The organism is Agrobacterium sp. rho-8.1 (assembly GCF_033957725.1).
In the GTDB taxonomy this organism is placed as follows: Bacteria; Pseudomonadota; Alphaproteobacteria; order Rhizobiales; family Rhizobiaceae; genus Agrobacterium.
In genome coordinates this window covers 822,500-841,880 of sequence record NZ_CP192789.1, presented here as the reverse complement: position 1 = coordinate 841,880, position 19,381 = coordinate 822,500, and the positions used below count along the sequence as shown (strand labels likewise).

Below are 19,381 nucleotides of genomic sequence, written 5' to 3'. Positions count from 1 at the left end.
ACAGTGTCCCAGAAAATCTATCCTGTTCTGCAATCTGCGAAGACGAGCACGCTGATCGACAACGCCCGTTACCTGAAATGGTACGAGGAGAGCGTTGATGACCCTGACAGGTTCTGGGGCAAGCACGGCAAGCGGATCGACTGGTTCAAGCCGTATACGAAGGTGAAGAACACGTCGTTTACGGGCAAGGTGCCGATCAAGTGGTTCGAGGACGGGCTGACGAATGTCTCGTATAATTGCATCGACCGTCACCTGAAGACCCATGGCGAGCGCACCGCGATCATCTGGGAAGGCGACAATCCCTATATCGACAAGAAGATCACCTACAACCAGCTTTACGATGCGGTGTGTCGTCTGGCCAATGTGATGAAGAAGCACGGCGTCAGGAAGGGCGACCGCGTCACCATCTACATGCCGATGGTGCCGGAGGCGACCTATGCGATGCTCGCCTGCGCCCGCATCGGTGCTGTCCATTCCGTCGTCTTCGGTGGTTTCTCGCCGGATGCGCTGGCTGGCCGCATCGTCGATTGTCAGTCCACCTTCGTCATCACCTGCGACGAGGGCGTGCGCGGTGGCAAGCCGATCCCGCTCAAGGACAATACAGACAAGGCGGTCGACATCGCGGCCAGGCAGAATGTTAAGGTCGACAAGGTGCTGGTCGTGCGCCGCACCGGCGGCAAGACCAGCTGGTCACCCGAGCGCGACCTCTGGTACCATCAGGAAGTCGCCAGCGTCAAAGCCCATTGCGAACCGGCAAAGATGAAGGCGGAAGACCCGCTGTTCATCCTCTACACATCAGGCTCCACCGGCAAGCCCAAGGGCGTGCTGCACACGACAGGCGGCTATCTGGTCTATGTGTCGATGACGCATGAATACGTATTCGATTATCACGACGGCGATATCTACTGGTGCACCGCCGATGTCGGCTGGGTGACGGGCCATTCCTATATCGTCTACGGGCCGCTTTCCAATTGCGCGACGACCGTGATGTTCGAGGGCGTGCCGAACTTTCCCGATCAGGGCCGCTTCTGGGAAGTTATCGACAAGCATCAGGTCAACATCTTCTACACGGCACCCACGGCGCTTCGCTCGCTGATGGGGGCGGGCGACGAGTTCGTCAAACGCTCCTCGCGCTCCTCCTTGAGGCTTCTCGGCACGGTCGGAGAGCCGATCAACCCGGAAGCCTGGGAGTGGTATTACCATATCGTCGGCGAGGATAAGAGCCCGATCGTCGACACCTGGTGGCAGACGGAAACCGGCGGTATTCTGATCACGCCGCTGCCGGGTGCGACGGACCTGAAACCCGGCTCGGCCACACGGCCTTTCTTTGGCGTTCAGCCGCAACTGGTCGATGCCGAAGGCAAGGTTCTGGAAGGGGCCGCCAATGGTAACCTGTGCATCGCCGATAGCTGGCCGGGACAGTCCCGCTCGGTCTACGGCGATCACCAGCGCTTCATCGAGACCTACTTCTCGACCTACAAGGGCAAATACTTCACCGGCGATGGCTGCCGCCGCGACGAGGACGGCTATTACTGGATTACCGGTCGTGTCGATGACGTGCTGAACGTCTCCGGCCACCGCTTAGGCACGGCGGAGGTGGAATCGGCGCTCGTGTCCCACGCTAAGGTCTCGGAAGCCGCGGTCGTCGGCTATCCGCACACCATCAAGGGACAGGGCATCTACTGCTACGTCACGCTGATGGCGGGCCAGACCGGCGACGATGCGCTGCGCGCCGAACTCGTCAAGCATGTCCGCAACGAAATCGGCCCTGTCGCCACGCCTGACAAGATCCAGTTCTCGCCGGGCCTGCCCAAAACCCGCTCGGGCAAGATCATGCGCCGCATCCTGCGCAAGATCGCAGAGGACGACTTCGGAGCGCTCGGCGACACATCCACACTCGCAGACCCAGCCGTCGTCGATGACCTCATCGAAAACAGGCAGAATAAGGTGGAGGCAGCGTAAGGACCGCGGGGGGTATTAGAACTGTTGCCGTTCCACGAAGAATGTTAGGGACCTCGGTCAAAGCCGTCGTGCACGAAACATTCGACAAGGGAGAAAAAGCCTGATGACATCAGCCAGCTCGATCAGTGAACATATTCGCGTTGTGCTGTCGGATGAGATTTCGACCGGCGTCATCAAACCCGGCTCCGTTCTCGAGGAAGGATCGCTTGGTGCGCGCTTTTCCGCGTCGCGAACGCCTGTCAGAGAAGCTCTGCGACAATTGGAGGCAAGCGGCCTTGTGGAGATACGTCCCCGCAAGGGCGCTTTCGTTCTGCCCCTGACCTTGCCGCGCCTCATGCAGATGTTTGAGGTCACCGCCGAGATGGAGGCCATGTGCGTTGGTCTTGCGACCTATCGCATAACAGGTGTTGAGCGTGCCAAGCTTTTTCATATCCACCAGAGAGCCTCAGAAGCGGCAAATAACGCCGATTTCGACCAATATGACGAGCTCAATCTTACCTTCCACGAATTGCTATATCGCAGCGCCCACAATGATTTTCTGTTTGAAGAGCTGATGCGTCTGCGCGCCCGCCTTTTGCCATTTCGCCGGACGCAATTACGCTACCCCGAGCGTTTACGCTCATCGAACCACGAACATGAAGGTATTATCAAAGCGATCATGCGAGGTGACGCTACGCAGGCCAGCTTGCTGATGCGTGAACATATGTTGAATGCGAGCGTCGCCCTTGCCCGTTTCATGCAGACATCTGACGAAAACGAGCAAGAGTAGATCGACAAGCTGACCGTGGCTGCAGAACGCGTCAATCCATCTGTACATTGGCGTTTTTGACGACAGGTTCCCATTTGGCGATTTCTGTCGCAACATGGGTTTTTAGCTCATCCGGCGTAGAGCCGACAATCTTGGCGCTGAAATCAGCCATACGGGCGGAAACGGCTGGGTCTGCCAGAGCTTTTTTCGCAGCGGCATTCAACCTGTCTACGGCTTCCTTTGGTGTGTCTTTTGGTGCAAACAATGCATTCCAAGTGTAGGTTTCATAACCCGGTACCGTCTCGGCAATTGTCGGAACATCCGGGAAGGACGATGCCCGTTCAGCGGTGGTCACGCCCAAAGCCCGCAATGTGCCAGATTTGATATGACCGGAAGAAGACGGCAGATTGTCGAACATGATCGAAACCTGGTTTCCGAGTAGATCATTCAAGGCAGGGCCGGAACCCTTGTAGGGAACGTGCTGCATGCTTACGCCCGTCATGCTTTTGAACAATTCGCCTGAGAGATGAAGAGGTGTGCCATTGCCGGACGAAGCGTAAGCGTATTTGTCGGGCTCGGCCTTCAAAAGAGCTATCAGTTCCGCAACGTTCTTTACCGGCAGCTGCGGATTGACCACGAGGACATTGGGAACGACCACAAGCAGTGAAATAGGGGCGAAATCCTTTTCAGGATCATAGGGTTTTGTCTTGAGAATGAGTGGGTTGAGCGCATGTGTCGCCACCGTACCCATGAGGATTGTGTAGCCATCCGGTTCAGCCCGTGCCACCCGGTCAGCGCCGAGATTACCACCGGCACCGGCAATGTTCTCGACGATCACCTGTTGGCCCAAATCTTCGCCCATCTTCTGTGCAATGACACGTGCTACCACATCAGTGGAGCCGCCAGCCGCAAAAGGAACAACAAGCGTAATTGCTCTGGCGGGATAGCTTTGTGCCTGTGCTGTGCCACCCAATGCGAGAGCCGATACTGCGGATGCGGCCAGTGCGATCGCGGCACGCCGCTTGAAAAGCTGATGTCTCATTGAACCTCCTGTGTTGTGGCCTCCTCGCCACGGGGTTCACTCTACCGTAATCTTGGGCAAGGGCAACAGAGGTCGCACTCTCGTTTCCGAGGGTCAGCATGGCTGGGCTTTTCACTCATGCCATCATCTGCATGGCGTGCTTGTGTACGGCATGGAACGCCGCTTCAGCGCCGGCGATAACTCGATATTCTTCATCCTCACTCAAATCGATTGCGTCGAGCGCTGCGACGAAGGTGCGCCAGTGAAGACCTCGGCCTTCAGGAGCGCCTGCAAGATGTCGCGCACCGAAGGTTTCATCCAGGCCGAGCTTTGCTGCATCCTTCAGGAGAAATGCCGCACCCAGATTGGATCCTTCCACCACGTATAGCCAGCCCATGGCCTGCGCGACGTCAAAGGTGGCGGGAGCATCATGAAAGTGGACCTCGCCGGGCGTGGGTACCGATGTTTCCAAATCCACGAGGTCCTGTTCGATGAGGCCCAGCCGTCTGCGGCCTTGGAGATCGGGTAGCAGCCGATGGAGCCTTTCGTTCTGGTAGAAAGCATCCACGTCGTGGTGAAACAGATATTGGCTTTGAACGTACTTTGCGAAATTGCTCCGACTTTCAAAGGGTTTGGCGGTGGTAATAAATGTGTCGAGCGCTTCGTGCGCGCCTCTTGTCGCAGCCTTCAAGCGCTTTGTACGGCTTGTTTCTGCCTGTGATGTCGCGGTGCTCGGGTCGATGTCTGCCATGTACCAGTCCCTTTTATAATCCCTGAACCGCAGATAAAAATCTTTCCTTTCGGAGTCAAATTCATTTCTTCTGCATTCCGTAAGCATCTTGATGTCTTCACGTCCGGCTCTCAGAGCTTCGTTGGTCTGTCAGTCGTGCCCGCATCAGTGCGTTGAGCATTGGTTGGATGGAGAATTGTTTTTCATTGGCTCTGTCGGTCAAGCTTCTGAGGTATCCGCCGGCGGAGTTTATGACTTGAGCTTTTTCCAATATACACGCTATGATTGTATTTACCCTATGGGTTCCCATAGCTTTTTCGGCTTCATCGTATGCAGATTGGCTGATAGACAGCATTGAGCGCACGACCCTGGCAGCCTGTTTCAGGTCATTCCAATCCCTGACAGCGCCGTTGGGGCCGTACAGCGAGATATCGGGGCATGCGTTGAGCACCGTCTGGAGATTGAAATTCTCGGTTTCGTGTGATCTGGCACCGCTGATCGCTGGCTTTCTTTTCAAGTCTTCCTTTGCTGCGACCTCTACCACGGTTTGAACTTCCGCCGTTTTCGGTTCGTTATCCATCTCTCTTTTTTCAAATAGGGATTCGGATTCTGAACTCTGTATATGCCGCTCATTTTGATAGGCATTGGCGCTTAAATTTTGCTTTTCGATGTGTTTTTCCAATCTCTTAGCCATATCGTTGTGTAGATTGGTCATGTCATCGAGCACAAGAGCCAGATGGGGAGCCTTGGATTTGCGATCGAGCGATGATGTGATTGTGAGATATCTCTGCTGATAGAGGTCCCACGGTCCATCAATCCCTTCTGTCAGTGCTATTTCTCTGAACTTGATGACGTCGCGTCTGCACAGGCTGATCTTTTCGCGAAGCCGCTGCAAGTGCAGACGATCTTCGATGACCTTTTCTGCCAAATCGTTGATTTCGTTTGAACGCGTGATGAGTGGTGCGAGGGAAAACCCGTAAGCATCGCTGATCCCGCCGGTTCTGTCCTTGCGTGCGTATCGCTTTCCATTGGGGCTGTCTTTGCGAAGGATAAGTCCAGCATCCACGAGGGCTGCAAGATGGCGCCGCAATGTCTGCTCTGTCATTCCGTGTGCACGAAGAGAGAGCTGCTGATTTGACGGAAAGACCACCAAACCGTTTTCTTCGGACAATTCGGCCTTGGGATAAAAACTGATCAGAGCGTTAAGAACAGCCAGTGATCGGTCTGAAACCCCAAGCGAAGGTTTGGCTTCGCAGATCGCGCGAAACAGTTTCCATTTATCGATTGATTTGGAATGGTCAATCTTTCTTGACGCAAACTGGTTGGCGATAAGGCCAAGTGAAACCCCTCGCCGCCCAAAGGACGTCGCTACAATATCGCTATTCATGTCTCTCACCTTCAAAAAGGCAAAAGAAAATCGCTCACCGAAAAAAATCGATGCCAAGACTCTTGACTATGATTCGCGGAAATGAGATTCTTTGGGTGCTTAGATCAAAGAAAGCTTCCGTGCGGTAACGTTCGGGGGCTTTTTTCTTTTGTACTTAGTGCTCCTGTTGATTGTTGGAACGAAAAATGAAAATCACTGCTTGGAGCGATGCTCTTCGAACAGTGATTGGAGATGTTCCATGACGAAGTCGGCAAACTCTGGTGCCTGACGACGATCAATGGAAATATCGATTCTGTGGTCAGTTTCGATGATTTTTGCCAGCTTCTGGCCGGTCATCGATGAAAGAACACCTGTTTTCTTCGGTTCTGGCTTTGGCTTCAGAAACTCCAGAAGAGACTTGAACCGTTCCTCGGATGGCAAGTTCGAGACGCTCTCATCGTTCAGATAAGCACGTGCCGCTTCGTTGACCTTGGACGAGGACAGTTGGTCTGCAAGATCCATCCAGTTGCGTCTTCCGACGCCTGGAGCTGGACCCACACTGTCAACGATGTCATCGGGTATACGTCCCACCACAGACAGCATGTTGGACAAATCACCCTTGTGGAGCGACATGGCGGCCATGATGGTTTCCCGCGAGAAGCGCATCTGGAGTTTTTGAGCAAACCTTGCTTTTTCGATATAGCTGAGGTCCCGGCGCTCGTTGTTTTCCTGGCCTTGGGCTACGACGAGCTGTTCATCTGACAGATCACGAACAACAGCACGAACAGGAATACCGACGGCTGCAACGGCGCGCAGACGACGATGACCGAAGGCTACCTGATAGCGGCCCGGTTGTTCAGGATGAGGGCGTACAAGGATCGGAACCTGCTGTCCCTGCTCTCTGATGGCGTCAACAAGACCGGCATCAGCTTCCAATGATGCGGGCATCCGATCGGGTATGAAGGATGGATCGACCTCTGAAGGATCGAGCGCGACGATTGTCAGACCTTCAGCCAGGCGCCGTTCGATTTCCTCTGCCCGCTTTGAGCGTTCAGACACCTCATTCAAGGATTGCCCGATCATGCCGACCGGTGAATTGATGACGTCGGTGACGAGATCGGGTGATCCGAGAATGGGACGAATACGCGGGCGTGAACGCTCAACCGGAGCCTCTGCAGTTTCCGCCGACTTCGTTGTCAGATTTGCGAAGATTTCTTTTCTGCTCATACGGCTCTACCCCAGGCTTTCTTGATCAAGCCTTCAATTTCGGCATTTACGTTTGTCATGGATTCCAGTGCGCGGTCATAGGTGGACCGCGTGAACTGCGTACGCTCGACCTCAAACAATGTCTGATTTGTCAATCCTGCGTCGGAAACGGCTGTTGTCTTCAACATCGGATGGTTGAGAACATGCTCTCCGAAGATCGAGCGTAAAAAGGCCACCATCTGGTTCTGTGGACCATCGCTGGGCTCGAAGCGCGTAACGAGATAGCGCATCCAGTGATAATCCGAGCGCGCGCCTGCTCTACCGATTTCTGCAAGGAGATCACCGGTCATGGCCAGGAACTGGTTCATCGACATCACGTCGAGCATTTGCGGGTGAACGGTGACAAGCACAGACGTCGCAGCTGTCAGCGCCGAGAGCGTGAGGTAGCCGAGCTGTGGCGGGCAATCGATTACGACGACATCATAGAAGTTCTGCGCCTGAGCGATGGCTTGACCGATGCGGGCAAAAAACAAGGTGTCACCTGGCGCGCGACGCATCAGCGCACGAGGCGTGTCGTGTTCAAATTCCATCAGCTCGAGATTGCCCGGAATGATGTGAAGGTTCGGAATATAGGTGCCGCGAACGATCTCCGCGATCGGGCGCTGTTCCGCGTCATATCGGATCGCGCCATAAAGCGTTTCGTTGGGTCCGACATCAAGTTCCGGCTGATGGCCGAAGAGGGCGGAAAGACTGGCCTGCGGATCGAGGTCGATCGCTAGGACGCGGTAGCCGCGCAAAGCAAGATACTGCGCCAGATGGGCGGATGTCGTTGTCTTGCCTGAGCCGCCCTTGAAGTTCATCACGGCAATGACTTGCAGGTCCTCTCCTTCCCGCCGATGCGGAAGGTAGCGACGTGTACCGCGTGCACCCTGGTCAAGATACTTGCGAATGTCATGGATGTCTTCGACGGAATAGCTCCGCCGTCCCCCGGCGCCGTGCGATGCGCTGAGGTCAGGCTGCTCTGCGGCGATCTGCCGGAGATAGGCTTCGCCGATGCCAATCAGCTTTGCGGTTTCGGACGGCGAGAAGGTTCTCATGCTTTTTTCAGCAAGCGGCGCAAAGGTGCTGGCATTATGTGCCTGTAGCTGTGCTGACAACGCAGCCGAATGCTGTAGAATAAGCGCCGTGAGATCGGGCGCCTTCTCAGCAGATTTCAAATCGGCGTTTTGGGTCATCTCTTGTCTTTTCCGCTTGTTGGATCAGTTGCGGTTTTTTTCGCTGAAATCGGTTTTTTCCGCAACTGAGATATAAGCGCCGATTCTCTTTTCGGTGCAATAGGCATTCGCCGTGGCTAAACATGAATCTTTTCAGCCGCCTAACCAATAAAAATTGGCTTTTGCTTTCAGTTGGCGCAGTCGGCGATGCGGGTTAGCCGCGGCAAACTTTTCAACACGAGGTACCAACGGCAGGGAAATGGATCTTTCAGATTTGCGTTTTGCGCGCCGTTGAGGTTTTCTGCGCCGCAGTGAGTCCCAATGAGGTGCCGAATGTTTTATGATGTAGCCGTTGTCGGTTCTGGTTTTTCGGCGATCAGTTTGGTGACCAATTTGCTCGAGCAGCTTCCGGCCACCACGTCTATTGCCATTGTGGGTGACGACTCCGCTTTCGGCCGTGGCACGGCCTATCGGACCGAATTGCATCTTCATCGATTGAACGTGCCAGCGGCCCGCATGAGCGTGTTCGCCGATAGACCAAACGATTTTCAGGAGTGGTTGGAAAAACGCGGTGAGGCGGTGGACGGTATGAGTTTCGCTCCTCGGAATGATTACGGCCTGTATCTGCGTGACAGGCTCGCCTCACTTCTGCGTAACCAGCAGCAACGAGCCCGCGTTGATTTCGTCAAGGCGAAAGCGGTTTCCTGTGTTTCCTGCACAAAAGAAGGCGTTGCCTTTCGTTTGAACGATGGGCGCCAACTCCACGCATCGAACGTAGCACTGTGTCTTGGTGTGGGCACAGCAAGTTTGCCGCGGCTAACTGCTGATTCCGACGTCGCGCTGTTACGACGCGTCGTTCGTAATCCTTGGAAGCTGGGGTGGTTATCGCGGGTAAAGAGAAATGACTCCGTCGTTATTCTCGGTTCCGGTCTGACGATGATTGATCAGGTCTTGTCCCTGCGCAACAAAGGGCATCGGGGACCGATCCATGTTTTATCGCGACGAGGACTTGTTCCACACGGCCATAGCAAAACACCACTCAAACCCGTTGAGCCAAACCTCACGGGCGCGACCGAGGTTAGCGAGATTCTTGCGTGTCTGCGCCAGCAGGTAAGGGGTGGTGATGACTGGCGTGGCGTCATGGACGGGCTCAGGCCTAAAACGCAGTCTCTATGGCAGCAATTGGGGTTGCCGCAACGGGCGCGATTTCTCAGGCATGCACTGGCGTGGTGGAGCATCCACCGGCACCGGATTGCACCACAAGTTCATGACGTCTTTGACGAACTGATAAAGAATGGCACGGTGAGGGTTCACGCCGGATTTGTTTCGAAGATTGCGCGGACGGATGGCGATAACGTGCTCACCTATCGAGGCCGCGGCGTTAGCAACGAGATTTCATTGTCGTTTGACTGGTTGGTCAATTGCACGGGAATGGAGCGTGCGGGCATTGGCCATTCACCCTTGCTTCAAGACATGCTTGGTCAGCATATGATCGAGACTGACCCGCTTGGATTGGGTATCCGGGTCGACAGAGAGTCCCGTATCGTTTCCGGTGATGGTCTCGCGTCACCGGGAATGTTTGCAGTGGGCGCCTTGACAGCCGGGCAGTTTTGGGAAATTACTGCTGTGCCTGACATTCGCGTACAGACTCGTAATGTTGCTGAAAACATTGCCAAACGCATTGATACGACAGGTTCTCAATCCTCTGCCTTATAGCCAATTCGATCATACCGAGTGGCGAAACCAAAACTCGAGATAGATTTCTTTTGACGTTTTTTGCTGTTTAAAAACAGTCACATAAATCGAATGAAAATTCAGAAGAATTGATCGGAATCATGAACCGGAGCGGGCGAGCCGCTCCGGGTTTTCCAGCGATTAGCCGATCCGCTTAAGTGCATCGCCAAGTGTGGAGACAATCTTTCCGATCTCTTCCTCGCTGATGATGAGAGGTGGGGACAAGGCGATGATATCGCCCGTTACTCTGACCAGCAGACCCTTCTTGAAGCACTCAACGAAGATGTCATAGGCGCGGGTGCCCGGTGCGCCGTCGCGAGGCGCCAGTTCGATCGCGCCGACGAGACCGAGGTTTCTGATGTCGACGACATGTGGCATTCCTTTAAGCGAGTGGAGCGCGTCCTGCCAGATGGTTTCCAATTCCGCGGCGCGGTAGAGCAACCCTTCTTCCTGATAGATTTCCAGCGTCGCGATGCCTGCAGCGCAAGCCACGGGGTGGCCGGAATAGGTGTAGCCGTGGAAAAGCTCGATCTGATTGTCCGGGCCGTGCATCATGGCGTCATAAACAAAGCGCTTGGCAAACACTGCGCCCATCGGGATGGCACCATTGGTGATGCCCTTGGCGGTGGTCACGAGGTCCGGCACCACGCCAAAGTAATCAGTGGCGAAAGGTTTGCCGAGGCGTCCGAAACCGGTGATGACCTCATCGTAAATCAAAAGAATACCGTGCTTGTCTGCAATGGCGCGCAACCGCTCGAGGTAGCCATGCGGCGGCAGAATTACGCCGGCCGACCCAGACATGGGTTCAACGATGACAGCCGCGATTGTTTCTGCGCCGTGAAGAGCAACAAGCCGTTCGAGATCGTCGGCTAACTCCACGCCGTGTTGTGGCAAACCTTTCGAAAAGGCATTGTGCTCCACATCCAGCGTGTGGCGCATATGGTCGGCGGGAATTTGCGGGAACACGCGGCGGTTATTAACGAGGCCGCCAACGGATATGCCGCCGAAGCCGACACCATGATATCCCTTTTCCCGACCGATGATGCGGCTGCGCGTACCTTGTCCGATGGATCGTTGATAGGCGATGGCAATCTTGAGCGCCGTGTCGACGGATTCTGAACCAGAGCCAGTAAAGAACACGCGATCAAGTTTTGCAGCTGGACCGCCGGGGGCGATGGCAGCCAGCTTCTCTGCGAACTCGAAGGCGATGGGATGGCCCATCTGGAACGTGGGAGCGAAATCCATTGTCGAGAGTTGCCGCTCGACAGCTTGTGTGATCCGCTTGCGGCCATGGCCTGCGTTGACACACCACAGTCCGGCAGTGCCATCCAAAATGGTATTGCCATCTACATCGGTGTAATACATGCCTTGCGCGCTGGCCAGGAGACGTGGTGCTGCCTTGAACTGTCTGTTGGCCGTAAATGGCATCCAGAAGTTTTCAAGGTTTGGCATGTTGGATTTGTTGCTGTGGTCCATGAGGTTCCCCTGTTCAGATTGTGCATCATTCCTGCACTTCATCGCTTCGAACAAGTCCTTTTCTTTCGCGCGCTAAGGCATTGATATAACTAAGACGGTTGGATAAATTTTCGATATATCGAACACATGAAAGACGGAGGTGGAAATGGTTGTCGATATCGGAACCCGGTTGCGCCAGTTGCGCGCAATCCATAAATTGTCGCAGCGCGAGTTGGCCAAGCGTGCAGGCGTCACAAACTCGACGATTTCTCTCATCGAGTCGAACTCGACCAATCCTTCTGTTGGTGCACTGAAACGGATCCTGGATGGCATTCCCATCGGTCTTGCTGAATTCTTTGCTTTCGAGCCCGACACGCCCCGGAAGGCGTTCTACGCCGCCGAAGAACTGGTCGAGATCGGCAAAGGGGCCATTTCCTATCGCCAGATTGGTGACAATCTCTTCGGTCGAAGCTTGCAGATCCTGAAGGAGTGTTACCAACCGGGCGCAGGCACCGGGCGGGTTCCGCTGGTTCATGAGGGAGAGGAGGGCGGTATTGTCCTGTCGGGACGTTTGGAAGTCACGGTGGAAGATGAGCGCCGAATTCTTGGACCAGGAGATGCGTATTATTTTGAAAGCAGACGTCCCCATACATTCCGTTGCGTTGGACCTGTTGCCTGCGAGGTGATCAGCGCCTGTACGCCGCCCAGCTTCTGAACACCGTATTCTGTGACACGGATATCTATTTGTTAAAAAGATTAGCCGACTAATAATATGGATTGATGACACTCCATGAGTGGCTCCGCTGACGGTTGGCTAGCCGCCGTGACGGTCTTGTTCAATCTTGCCCTCGGGTTGCGTTCTCTACCATGTTTCGTCCGTGAGTTTTTTCATTCCAAAATTCATAAAGCATTAACCCTCGTCAAGCGAGAATTAGAATATTCTGATGCGCGCTATTCGAGTAGCGGATAGCACTCGGCCTGAGGCGTCAGTTACGCGTGAAACAGGGGATAAGCGTATGGCGTTCAGGGTATCTCGAGGTCTGTTGATTGTAGCGGGGTTTTTATTCGGGCCGAGTCTATCTCTTGCTCAGGTTGCAACAACCACTTTTGCCGTGCAGATGACGATCCAAGGCGAGTGCAAGATCAATTCGGCGGGCACACTGAATTTCGGTAACCGCGTTCTGCTCGACAGCAACGTGGATCAGACGAGCGACATTGTCGTTCTATGCACAGCCAGCACGCCGTTTACAATCGGATTGAGCGCTGGCTCTGGAGCAAATGCCACGGTCTCAAACCGTCTGCTGACATCCGCCGGCGGCGCGACGATCGGATATTCGCTCTACACCAATTCTGCTCGCACGAGTGTTTGGGGAAACACGGTAGGCGTTGATCGACAGGCAAGCACCGGAACCGGCGCAGCCCAAAACTTCACCGTCTTTGGGCGCGTTGCGGCTCAGACCACACCCGTCATCGGGACTTACAACGACACCGTGACTGTCACGATCAATTACTGACCTGCCAAGGAAGAATGCACATGCGCCTTTTCACCTTAGCGGCTGCGTTATTTGCCGGTTTGTATCTCTCGCCATCCCATGCGGCGTCACTGCGCGTGGCCCCCGTCCTCCTTGATCTGACGGCGCCCACGGCGTCTTCAAGCTTGCGGATATGGAATGACGCACAAAGTCCGATCAACGTTCAGGTCAGAATATTTCGTTGGACGCAGCAAAACGGTGCCGATGTCTACACGCCGGTCAGCGATGTCGTCGCCAGTCCGCCGATGACGCAGTTGAAACCCGGTGCCGAAAATCTGGTCCGCATCGTGAGACTTTCCAAAAAGGCAGTTAATGCCGAGGAAAGCTACCGCGTCATCGTTGATGAATTGCCACCGACGGGAACACGGCCATCGGGAACGGTCAATCTCGTAATTCGCCATTCCATACCGGTCTTCTTTGCTGCGCCATCGATCAGTGACGCGCAGCCCGTCTGGTCGGTAAGCCCGCAGGCAGATGGTTACAAGGTCTCGGTTTCCAATACAGGGGCAAAGAGATTGCGGATCGCCAATCTCAGGCTATCGGCCGGAAGCGGTAAGGCCGTGGCTGAGCATAATGGCCTGGTGGGTTACGTACTGGGTGGGTCGGTTGCGACCTGGGTCGTTCCGGCATCGGGCAGCAAACGACTGGGTGGCGTGCTCAAGATTTCTGCAGACAGCGAAGGCGGTACCGTTAATGCGACGGCACGCGTCACCGGCGGTTAGCCTTGCTGTTTTGACGATTACAGGTCTGACGATCATTTCATCGAGCTATCATCATGCGATGGCGCAGGACTTACCACCTGCGCTGCCAGGGGCCTCGCCTGTCCTTGAGCAGGCGCCGTTACAGCTCGAAGTCTACATCAACGATGTATCTACCAATCTGATCGCCACATTTCGTCAGGACAGCGCAGGGTTTCTGCTCATTGAGCCAAAGCAATTGGCCAATGTTGGCATTTCTCCGATGGACATTGAGATCTCGAGGGATGGCTGGATCGATATTTCAAAGTTGCCGGATGTCACAGTCCGCTATGATGAAGCCACGCAGTCGGTTCATTTCGATCTGCCACTGGAGGCGCGTGCCACCAAGGTGATCGATGTCGCGGGCAAGGCCGAAACGGCTGATGAAGACGATGAGGACGTGGATAAACCGAAAGCGACCAAGGATCTCGGAGCAATTGTCAATTATTCGGTCTTCGGATCGTCCGGGGGGAGAGAATTTTCAGATATCGCAGACTTCAGCGGCGCGTCGGCCCTTCTGGAAAACCGCATCTTCGGTGGTTTCGGTGTGGTGTCGTCGTCTCAGGTACTGAGCACATCGCCGTTACAGCAGTTCGATTCCAAACGACTGGATAGCTACTGGACCTATTCCGATGAGGAAAACCTGACAACGTATCGCGCGGGTGACCTGATCACGGGCAGGTTGAGCTGGACACGTCCAACGCGATTGGGTGGCGTGCAGATACGCAGAAATTTCGATTTGCGCGCGGACATCGTGACCATGCCCCTGCCGGAATTTGCGGGCTCCGCCGCAGTCCCGTCCACGGTCGACGTTTACATCGACAATGTCAGACGCATTTCACGCGATGTGCCGGAGGGACCGTTTTCCATCACCAACCTACCCGTGGTCAGCGGCGCAGGCAGTGCAAGGCTGGTCGTTCGCGACGTTCTGGGCAGGGAAACCGTGACGGAAACGGCTTTTTTTGCGTCTGGTGACCTCTTGGCTCCGGGCCTTCTCGATTTTTCCGCAGAGCTTGGCTTTGCGCGGCACAATTACGGACTGGAGTCTTTCGACTACGACGACGCACCGTTGGGATCTGCCACAGTCAGATACGGCTTTTCGGACAGACTGACGTTTGAAGGGCATGCCGAATGTGGTGAGGATTTCTATAATGTCGGTATGGGAGGCGTATTTTCGCTGGGCACCCGTGGATTGGGCAGCCTCTCTGCCGCGACCAGCCACTTTGGCGCTGATACCGGCCATCAGGTTGCCGCAAGCGTTGAAGCGGAAGTGTTCGGTGTCCAGGTCATGGCGCGGTCGCAGAGGACATTTGGTGATTATCACGATCTTGCCTCCGTCACGGCAAATGTGGAAGCAAACGCTATGGCAGCGGGATTGATGAGCGTGCGGACGCCGCGCGCGATCGATCAGATTTCGGCATCCACCAGTCTGGGTTTTGCCGAGACAAGCCTGAACTTGACCTTCACGCAGTATGAGACCTTCGAGGACAAGACGTCCAGGCTGCTCGGTCTGTCTGCCACGCGTCCCTTCGGGCAGAATGGCAATGCCTACGCCACGGCCTATAAAGACCTTGGAGATGACGATTCATACGGCATATTCGCCGGCATCTCCTGGACTTTTGGCGGCGGTATCTCCTCGACCGCCAGCATGTCATCCGACGCGGATGGATACACATTCATGGGAGATGTTTCCAAGGCCGAGGAACAGGAAGAGGGCAGTTATGGCTGGCGTGTGCGCGGCTCGCAAGGGCGCGGCGATGCCGTGTCGGCATCTGGCAGCTATCGTGGCAGCCTTGCACGTGTCGCAGCAAGCGTCGATCACTTTGGCAGCAGCACGCAGGCTACCTTGCAACTGGACGGTTCAATCGCCGCCGCGGGTGGTGATGTTTTCATTGGAAATCGGATCGATGATGCCTTTGCGGTGGTGGATGCAGGTGCGCCTGGTGTTGATATTTTTCTGGAAAACCGGCCCATGGGCCAGACCAACCGCCGGGGAAAGATACTCCTTCCCAACCTTCGTTCGCATGACGCCAACAATATTACGCTCGATCCGAGCAATCTTCCTGTCGATGCCCGGATCGACCGGACGAAGCAGACCGTGACGCCATCTGACAAGGGTGCCGCGGTCGTGAATTTCCAAGTGAAGACGGAAGGTCGCGTGGCGCTCGTCATGCTAAAGGATGAGAGCGGAGACGTCATCGAAACGGGATCGACCGTCACGCTGGATGATGGCCGTGATTTTCTGGTCGGATATGACGGGCAGGCCTATGTGGACGATATTGCTGATAAAAGTCGCCTAAACGTTCGACAACCAACCAAAGCACCGTGTTCCGCCGAACTTCTGCTTCCTGCGGGCGGTGAGACGCGCGCAACTGTCGATCTCATATGCAAAGGTGCTCAACCATGAAGCTCATAGGCATTTTTATTGCCTTCATTACTTTCCTGTCTTCGTCCCCGGCATTTGCGGTGACATGCAGCTTCACCATGACCGACATGAATTTCGGATGGGTCAATCTGGCGAATAATGCGGCGGTCAACACGACAGGAACGATGAAGGCAACGTGCTCCAACCCCTTGAGCGGTGGTAACAATCTCTCGATCCGCATCTGCGTGAATATCAATGCCGGCACGGGTGGGCAGACGAGCGGCGAGCGGGAGATGAAGTTCGGCAACGCCCCACTCAAATTTCAGCTCCATCAAGATGCCTTGAGGTCCATACGATGGGGGTCTGCACTACAGCCGGAGTTGGGCTCCCCCATGGCCATAGATATGGTTTTGCCGCTTGAGCCGTTGCTGGGAACCGCGACCATGACCGTCTACGGCAGGATTTCCGCGTCCCAGGCGTCTGCCGTGAAGGGGCAATACAGTTCGAGCTTTGCAGGCGCTGAAACACGGGTCAACTATGCGCCTTATACCGTTATAGCGCCGCTTTGCTCGGCCATGACGCTAAACCCCACAACTGTCCCTTTCAATGTGACTGCAACGGTCGAGCCAACATGTGTTGTCTCCGCACAAACACTTAATTTTGGTACCCACACAAATCTTGTGACGGCTGTGGATGCGACGGGTGCCATCTCGCTGACATGTACCGCGAACCTTCCCTATACCGTTTCCCTGAATGGTGGCTTGAGCAATGCCAGTCCCGCATCCCGCAAGATGGTGAGGCCCAACGGATCGATAACCTATGGTTTGTATACAAACGCAGCGCGCAGCAACCCTTGGGGAAGCGGAGCTGGGCAAACGGTCAGCGGCACGGGAAACGGGACTGCACAGTCCTTGTCGGTTTATGGACGCGTGCCAGCGCAGACAACGCCTATGACGGGTTTGTATTCCGATACCGTTGTCGTAACGGTGAATTACTGAGCAGCCTTTGTTCGCCGTTTTAGCGATCGTGCTGAAAAACGGTATATTAACGCCTAACCCCTAGACTGGGCGCTGTGCAGGACTGGCACAGTCATGTCCAGCATTCGCAATACCGCAGGTGGATATGATCAGGGCATATGTCTGGCCTTCAATCCGACTGCCGCGAACGAACGTATAGAACAGGGCGATGTCGATGATATCGCAGCGCGCGATTTGCGCCAAGACTATGGGATCGTGAACCGATATGGCGATGAGCGGCACCGCATCTGACACGCGGCACTATAATGAACCTGCCAAAGGTCCAGCCAATCTGTTCAGGCTGGCCGCTTTGCTGTGGCGAAATGCACTGTTCATCGTGCTGATCGGCATTATTTGCGCAGCACTCGCTTTTGGCGTTTCGTTGTTGATGCCCAATTACTATGTCGCCACGTCCCAAATCCTGCTTGACCCCGAGGGGTCGCGGGTTCTGGAAAGCGATCTCCCGGGCCAGCCGCGTGCTGTGGATTCGCACGTTCTCAACCAGCAATACATCATCACGTCTGCCCAGGTTCTGTCACGCATCGTGGAAAGCGAGAAGCTCTACGACGATCCGAAGTTTGGCGCAGCGTCTCCGGTCTATCCCGATAAGGAAAGCCGGAGCAATCTGGCGCTCGATGCCCTGCGCAGGGTGACGTCGGTCGCAGCCGTGGGCAAAAGCTTCATCGTCAATGTTTCGGTGACGTCGGACAGCCCGCAGCGGGCGGCGGAACTCGCCAATCTCATCGCTGTGACCTATACGCAGGTCCGAATTGAAATGAACAGCGATGTTCTGCGCCGGACCGGTGGCGGGTTGGCGGCACAACTGGACCAGTTGAGAAAAGCCGTCGAAGATGGCGACCGGGCCGTACAGGCCTATCGTGCCGAGCACAATCTGGCCGACATTCAGGGACGCCCTGATATCGAACAGCGTATTGCAGACGCAAATACCGAGATATCCAGATTGTCTGCCACGGTTGCTGAAAACGAAGCGCTGGTTACAGAACTCAATCGTGCCCGAAACGACAGGCAGTATCTGCGTTCGATCCCTGATACATCGTTGACGCCTGCGATTATTTCGCTTCGGGCGCGGTATCAGGAAAGCCGCGAGGAGGAATCCGTTCAGGCCACATCACTGGGTTCCCAGCATCCTTCCTTGCAGGCAGCACGGGCACGCACGCAGTCGCTCTCCAATATTCTCGATGAGCAACTGCGCAATTTCTCCTCTGCCACATCGAGCAATCTGGCGCGGCTGAAGAACCAGTTGGCGATCTCGAAAACCAATGCCAATACGTTGAAGACCAGCCTCAACAGTGACGAACAAACCATGGTTCGTCTGCGTGAATTGCAGCGCAAGCTCGAAAGCGACCGTGCGGTTTACGAAGCGTTCCTGTTGCGAACCAAGCAGCTTTCCGAGCAGCAGGGCACATCGAGCGAAAATCCGCAGATCATTTCCAGTGCCGAGCCGCCCCTGCGTAAGGCCGGACCGCCTCGCACATTGATGATGGCCGGCGGCGGTATTTTCGGACTCATTCTGGCTGCGGGCCTGTTGATCCTGCGTGATCAGTTTCGCGGTACGGGCAATGAGCCTCAACCGCTTGCCCGTTCGTCTGACGAACCCCTTCCGGTTGAAGGAGGGGAAGGCAACAACACCGTCGCTCTCCTGCAGGCATCCAAGACAGCTCGGCCCGTTGGTCGCGTTATCAGCGAAGCCGACACAAAAGAGCTGAAGGCGTCCGGCGACGAGGGCTTCGATGGTTTGGCCGGGTATGTTTCTTCCGCCGTTGCGCCCGCCAACAATCATTCCATCCTGGTGGTGTCCACCGGACCCAAAAACCGCGCTTCCTACAGCGCCTTCAATCTGGCGGCTGAAACGGCCAGACTGGGACGCCGCGTTTTGCTGGTGGATTGCGCGCCTCAAGATCCGCTTCTGACAGGCATGCTGTTGCCGCACGAGCCTGGTAAAGACGCCGAGGTCGCAAACGAGGACGGCTTTTACACCTTTGAAGGCATCCCGTTTTTGCATTTCGCAACGATCGAGCATAGCCATGCGGAAGGCGATATAACCAACGCCAAAGACGAAAATGAAGAGCCCTTCGATCTTATCGTCATCGATGGCGGGGTGGCGGCCAAATCAAGGATCAGTCCCGCGCTTCGGAATAAGCTGGACGAAGTGTTTCTCATGCAGCATGAAGACGACACCGGCAGCGTTGTGATTGCTCTCGTCACTCTGGAAGAGAGCGGCCTTGAAGACACAAAAGTCGTGCGGATGACACGGTCCGGTTTGCAATATTGAGG

At 55.3% G+C, this 19,381-nt stretch carries 16 protein-coding genes; 10 read left to right on the top strand and 6 right to left on the bottom strand.

All coding sequences use genetic code 11. The annotated features are described in order from the left end of the window. Positions 1–3: 3 nt before the first annotated feature. Together acs and RMR21_RS18770 are read left to right on the top strand one after the other, a co-directional pair. Positions 4–1,962, top strand: a complete 1,959-nt coding sequence (acs, locus tag RMR21_RS18775; protein ID WP_498671809.1) for an acetate--CoA ligase — start codon at positions 4–6, stop codon at positions 1,960–1,962. A gap of 103 nt (positions 1,963–2,065) precedes the next feature. After that, positions 2,066–2,731: a GntR family transcriptional regulator gene (locus tag RMR21_RS18770; protein WP_498670954.1), complete on the top strand. Its 666-nt coding sequence runs from the start codon at positions 2,066–2,068 to the stop codon at positions 2,729–2,731. Between the two features lie 31 nt (positions 2,732–2,762). Here RMR21_RS18770 and RMR21_RS18765 read toward each other — a convergent pair whose 3' ends face one another. From RMR21_RS18765 to repA, 5 genes are all read right to left on the bottom strand, one after another. Then, positions 2,763–3,752 (bottom strand): Bug family tripartite tricarboxylate transporter substrate binding protein, encoded by a 990-nt coding sequence (locus RMR21_RS18765; protein ID WP_498670953.1) that lies wholly within the window; start codon positions 3,750–3,752, stop codon positions 2,763–2,765. Positions 3,753–3,867: 115 nt separating this feature from the next. Next, positions 3,868–4,482: a biliverdin-producing heme oxygenase gene (locus RMR21_RS18760; protein WP_498670952.1), complete on the bottom strand. Its 615-nt coding sequence runs from the start codon at positions 4,480–4,482 to the stop codon at positions 3,868–3,870. A 97-nt stretch (positions 4,483–4,579) separates the two neighbouring features. Then, the gene (gene repC / locus RMR21_RS18755; protein WP_498670951.1) at positions 4,580–5,848 is read right to left on the bottom strand and encodes a plasmid replication protein RepC; all 1,269 of its coding nucleotides are present in this window, start codon (positions 5,846–5,848) and stop codon (positions 4,580–4,582) included. A 192-nt stretch (positions 5,849–6,040) separates the two neighbouring features. Next, entirely contained in the window at positions 6,041–7,054 is a 1,014-nt protein-coding gene (gene repB / locus RMR21_RS18750) for a plasmid partitioning protein RepB (RefSeq protein ID WP_498670950.1), read from the bottom strand. Continuing rightward, a complete protein-coding gene (gene repA, locus RMR21_RS18745) occupies positions 7,051–8,268 on the bottom strand; it encodes a plasmid partitioning protein RepA (protein WP_498670949.1) in 1,218 nt (405 codons plus the stop codon). The genes repB and repA overlap by 4 nt, the downstream gene beginning before the upstream one ends. Before the next feature lie 312 nt (positions 8,269–8,580). Here repA and RMR21_RS18740 point away from each other — a divergent pair, with 312 nt between their 5' ends. Next, positions 8,581–9,963: an FAD/NAD(P)-binding protein gene (locus tag RMR21_RS18740; RefSeq protein ID WP_498670948.1), complete on the top strand. Its 1,383-nt coding sequence runs from the start codon at positions 8,581–8,583 to the stop codon at positions 9,961–9,963. A gap of 159 nt (positions 9,964–10,122) precedes the next feature. On the opposite strand, the gene aptA is transcribed toward RMR21_RS18740, so the two are convergent. Then, the gene (aptA, locus tag RMR21_RS18735; RefSeq protein ID WP_498670947.1) at positions 10,123–11,457 is read right to left on the bottom strand and encodes an omega-aminotransferase AptA; all 1,335 of its coding nucleotides are present in this window, start codon (positions 11,455–11,457) and stop codon (positions 10,123–10,125) included. A gap of 145 nt (positions 11,458–11,602) precedes the next feature. Here aptA and RMR21_RS18730 point away from each other — a divergent pair, with 145 nt between their 5' ends. The 7 genes from RMR21_RS18730 to RMR21_RS18700 all read left to right on the top strand — a co-directional run bounded on the left by RMR21_RS18730 (position 11,603) and on the right by RMR21_RS18700 (position 19,379). Beyond that, a complete protein-coding gene (locus RMR21_RS18730; RefSeq protein WP_498670946.1) occupies positions 11,603–12,151 on the top strand; it encodes a cupin domain-containing protein in 549 nt (182 codons plus the stop codon). Between the two features lie 301 nt (positions 12,152–12,452). Next, positions 12,453–12,950 (top strand): Csu type fimbrial protein, encoded by a 498-nt coding sequence (locus RMR21_RS18725; RefSeq protein WP_498670945.1) that lies wholly within the window; start codon positions 12,453–12,455, stop codon positions 12,948–12,950. 20 nt (positions 12,951–12,970) lie between these two features. After that, positions 12,971–13,690: a fimbrial biogenesis chaperone gene (locus RMR21_RS18720; protein ID WP_498670944.1), complete on the top strand. Its 720-nt coding sequence runs from the start codon at positions 12,971–12,973 to the stop codon at positions 13,688–13,690. Further along, complete coding sequence (locus RMR21_RS18715; protein WP_498670943.1) at positions 13,662–16,112, top strand: fimbria/pilus outer membrane usher protein; 2,451 nt, start codon at positions 13,662–13,664, stop codon at positions 16,110–16,112. The genes RMR21_RS18720 and RMR21_RS18715 overlap by 29 nt, the downstream gene beginning before the upstream one ends. Next, entirely contained in the window at positions 16,109–17,068 is a 960-nt protein-coding gene (locus RMR21_RS18710) for a Csu type fimbrial protein (protein WP_498670942.1), read from the top strand. The genes RMR21_RS18715 and RMR21_RS18710 overlap by 4 nt, the downstream gene beginning before the upstream one ends. 93 nt (positions 17,069–17,161) lie before the next feature. Beyond that, positions 17,162–17,338 carry a hypothetical protein gene (locus tag RMR21_RS18705; protein ID WP_498670941.1) on the top strand — a complete coding sequence of 59 codons (177 nt, stop codon included), beginning with the start codon at positions 17,162–17,164 and terminating at the stop codon, positions 17,336–17,338. Continuing rightward, entirely contained in the window at positions 17,319–19,379 is a 2,061-nt protein-coding gene (locus RMR21_RS18700; RefSeq protein ID WP_498670940.1) for a Wzz/FepE/Etk N-terminal domain-containing protein, read from the top strand. Before RMR21_RS18705 ends, RMR21_RS18700 begins: the two co-directional genes overlap by 20 nt. Positions 19,380–19,381: the final 2 nt, after the last annotated feature.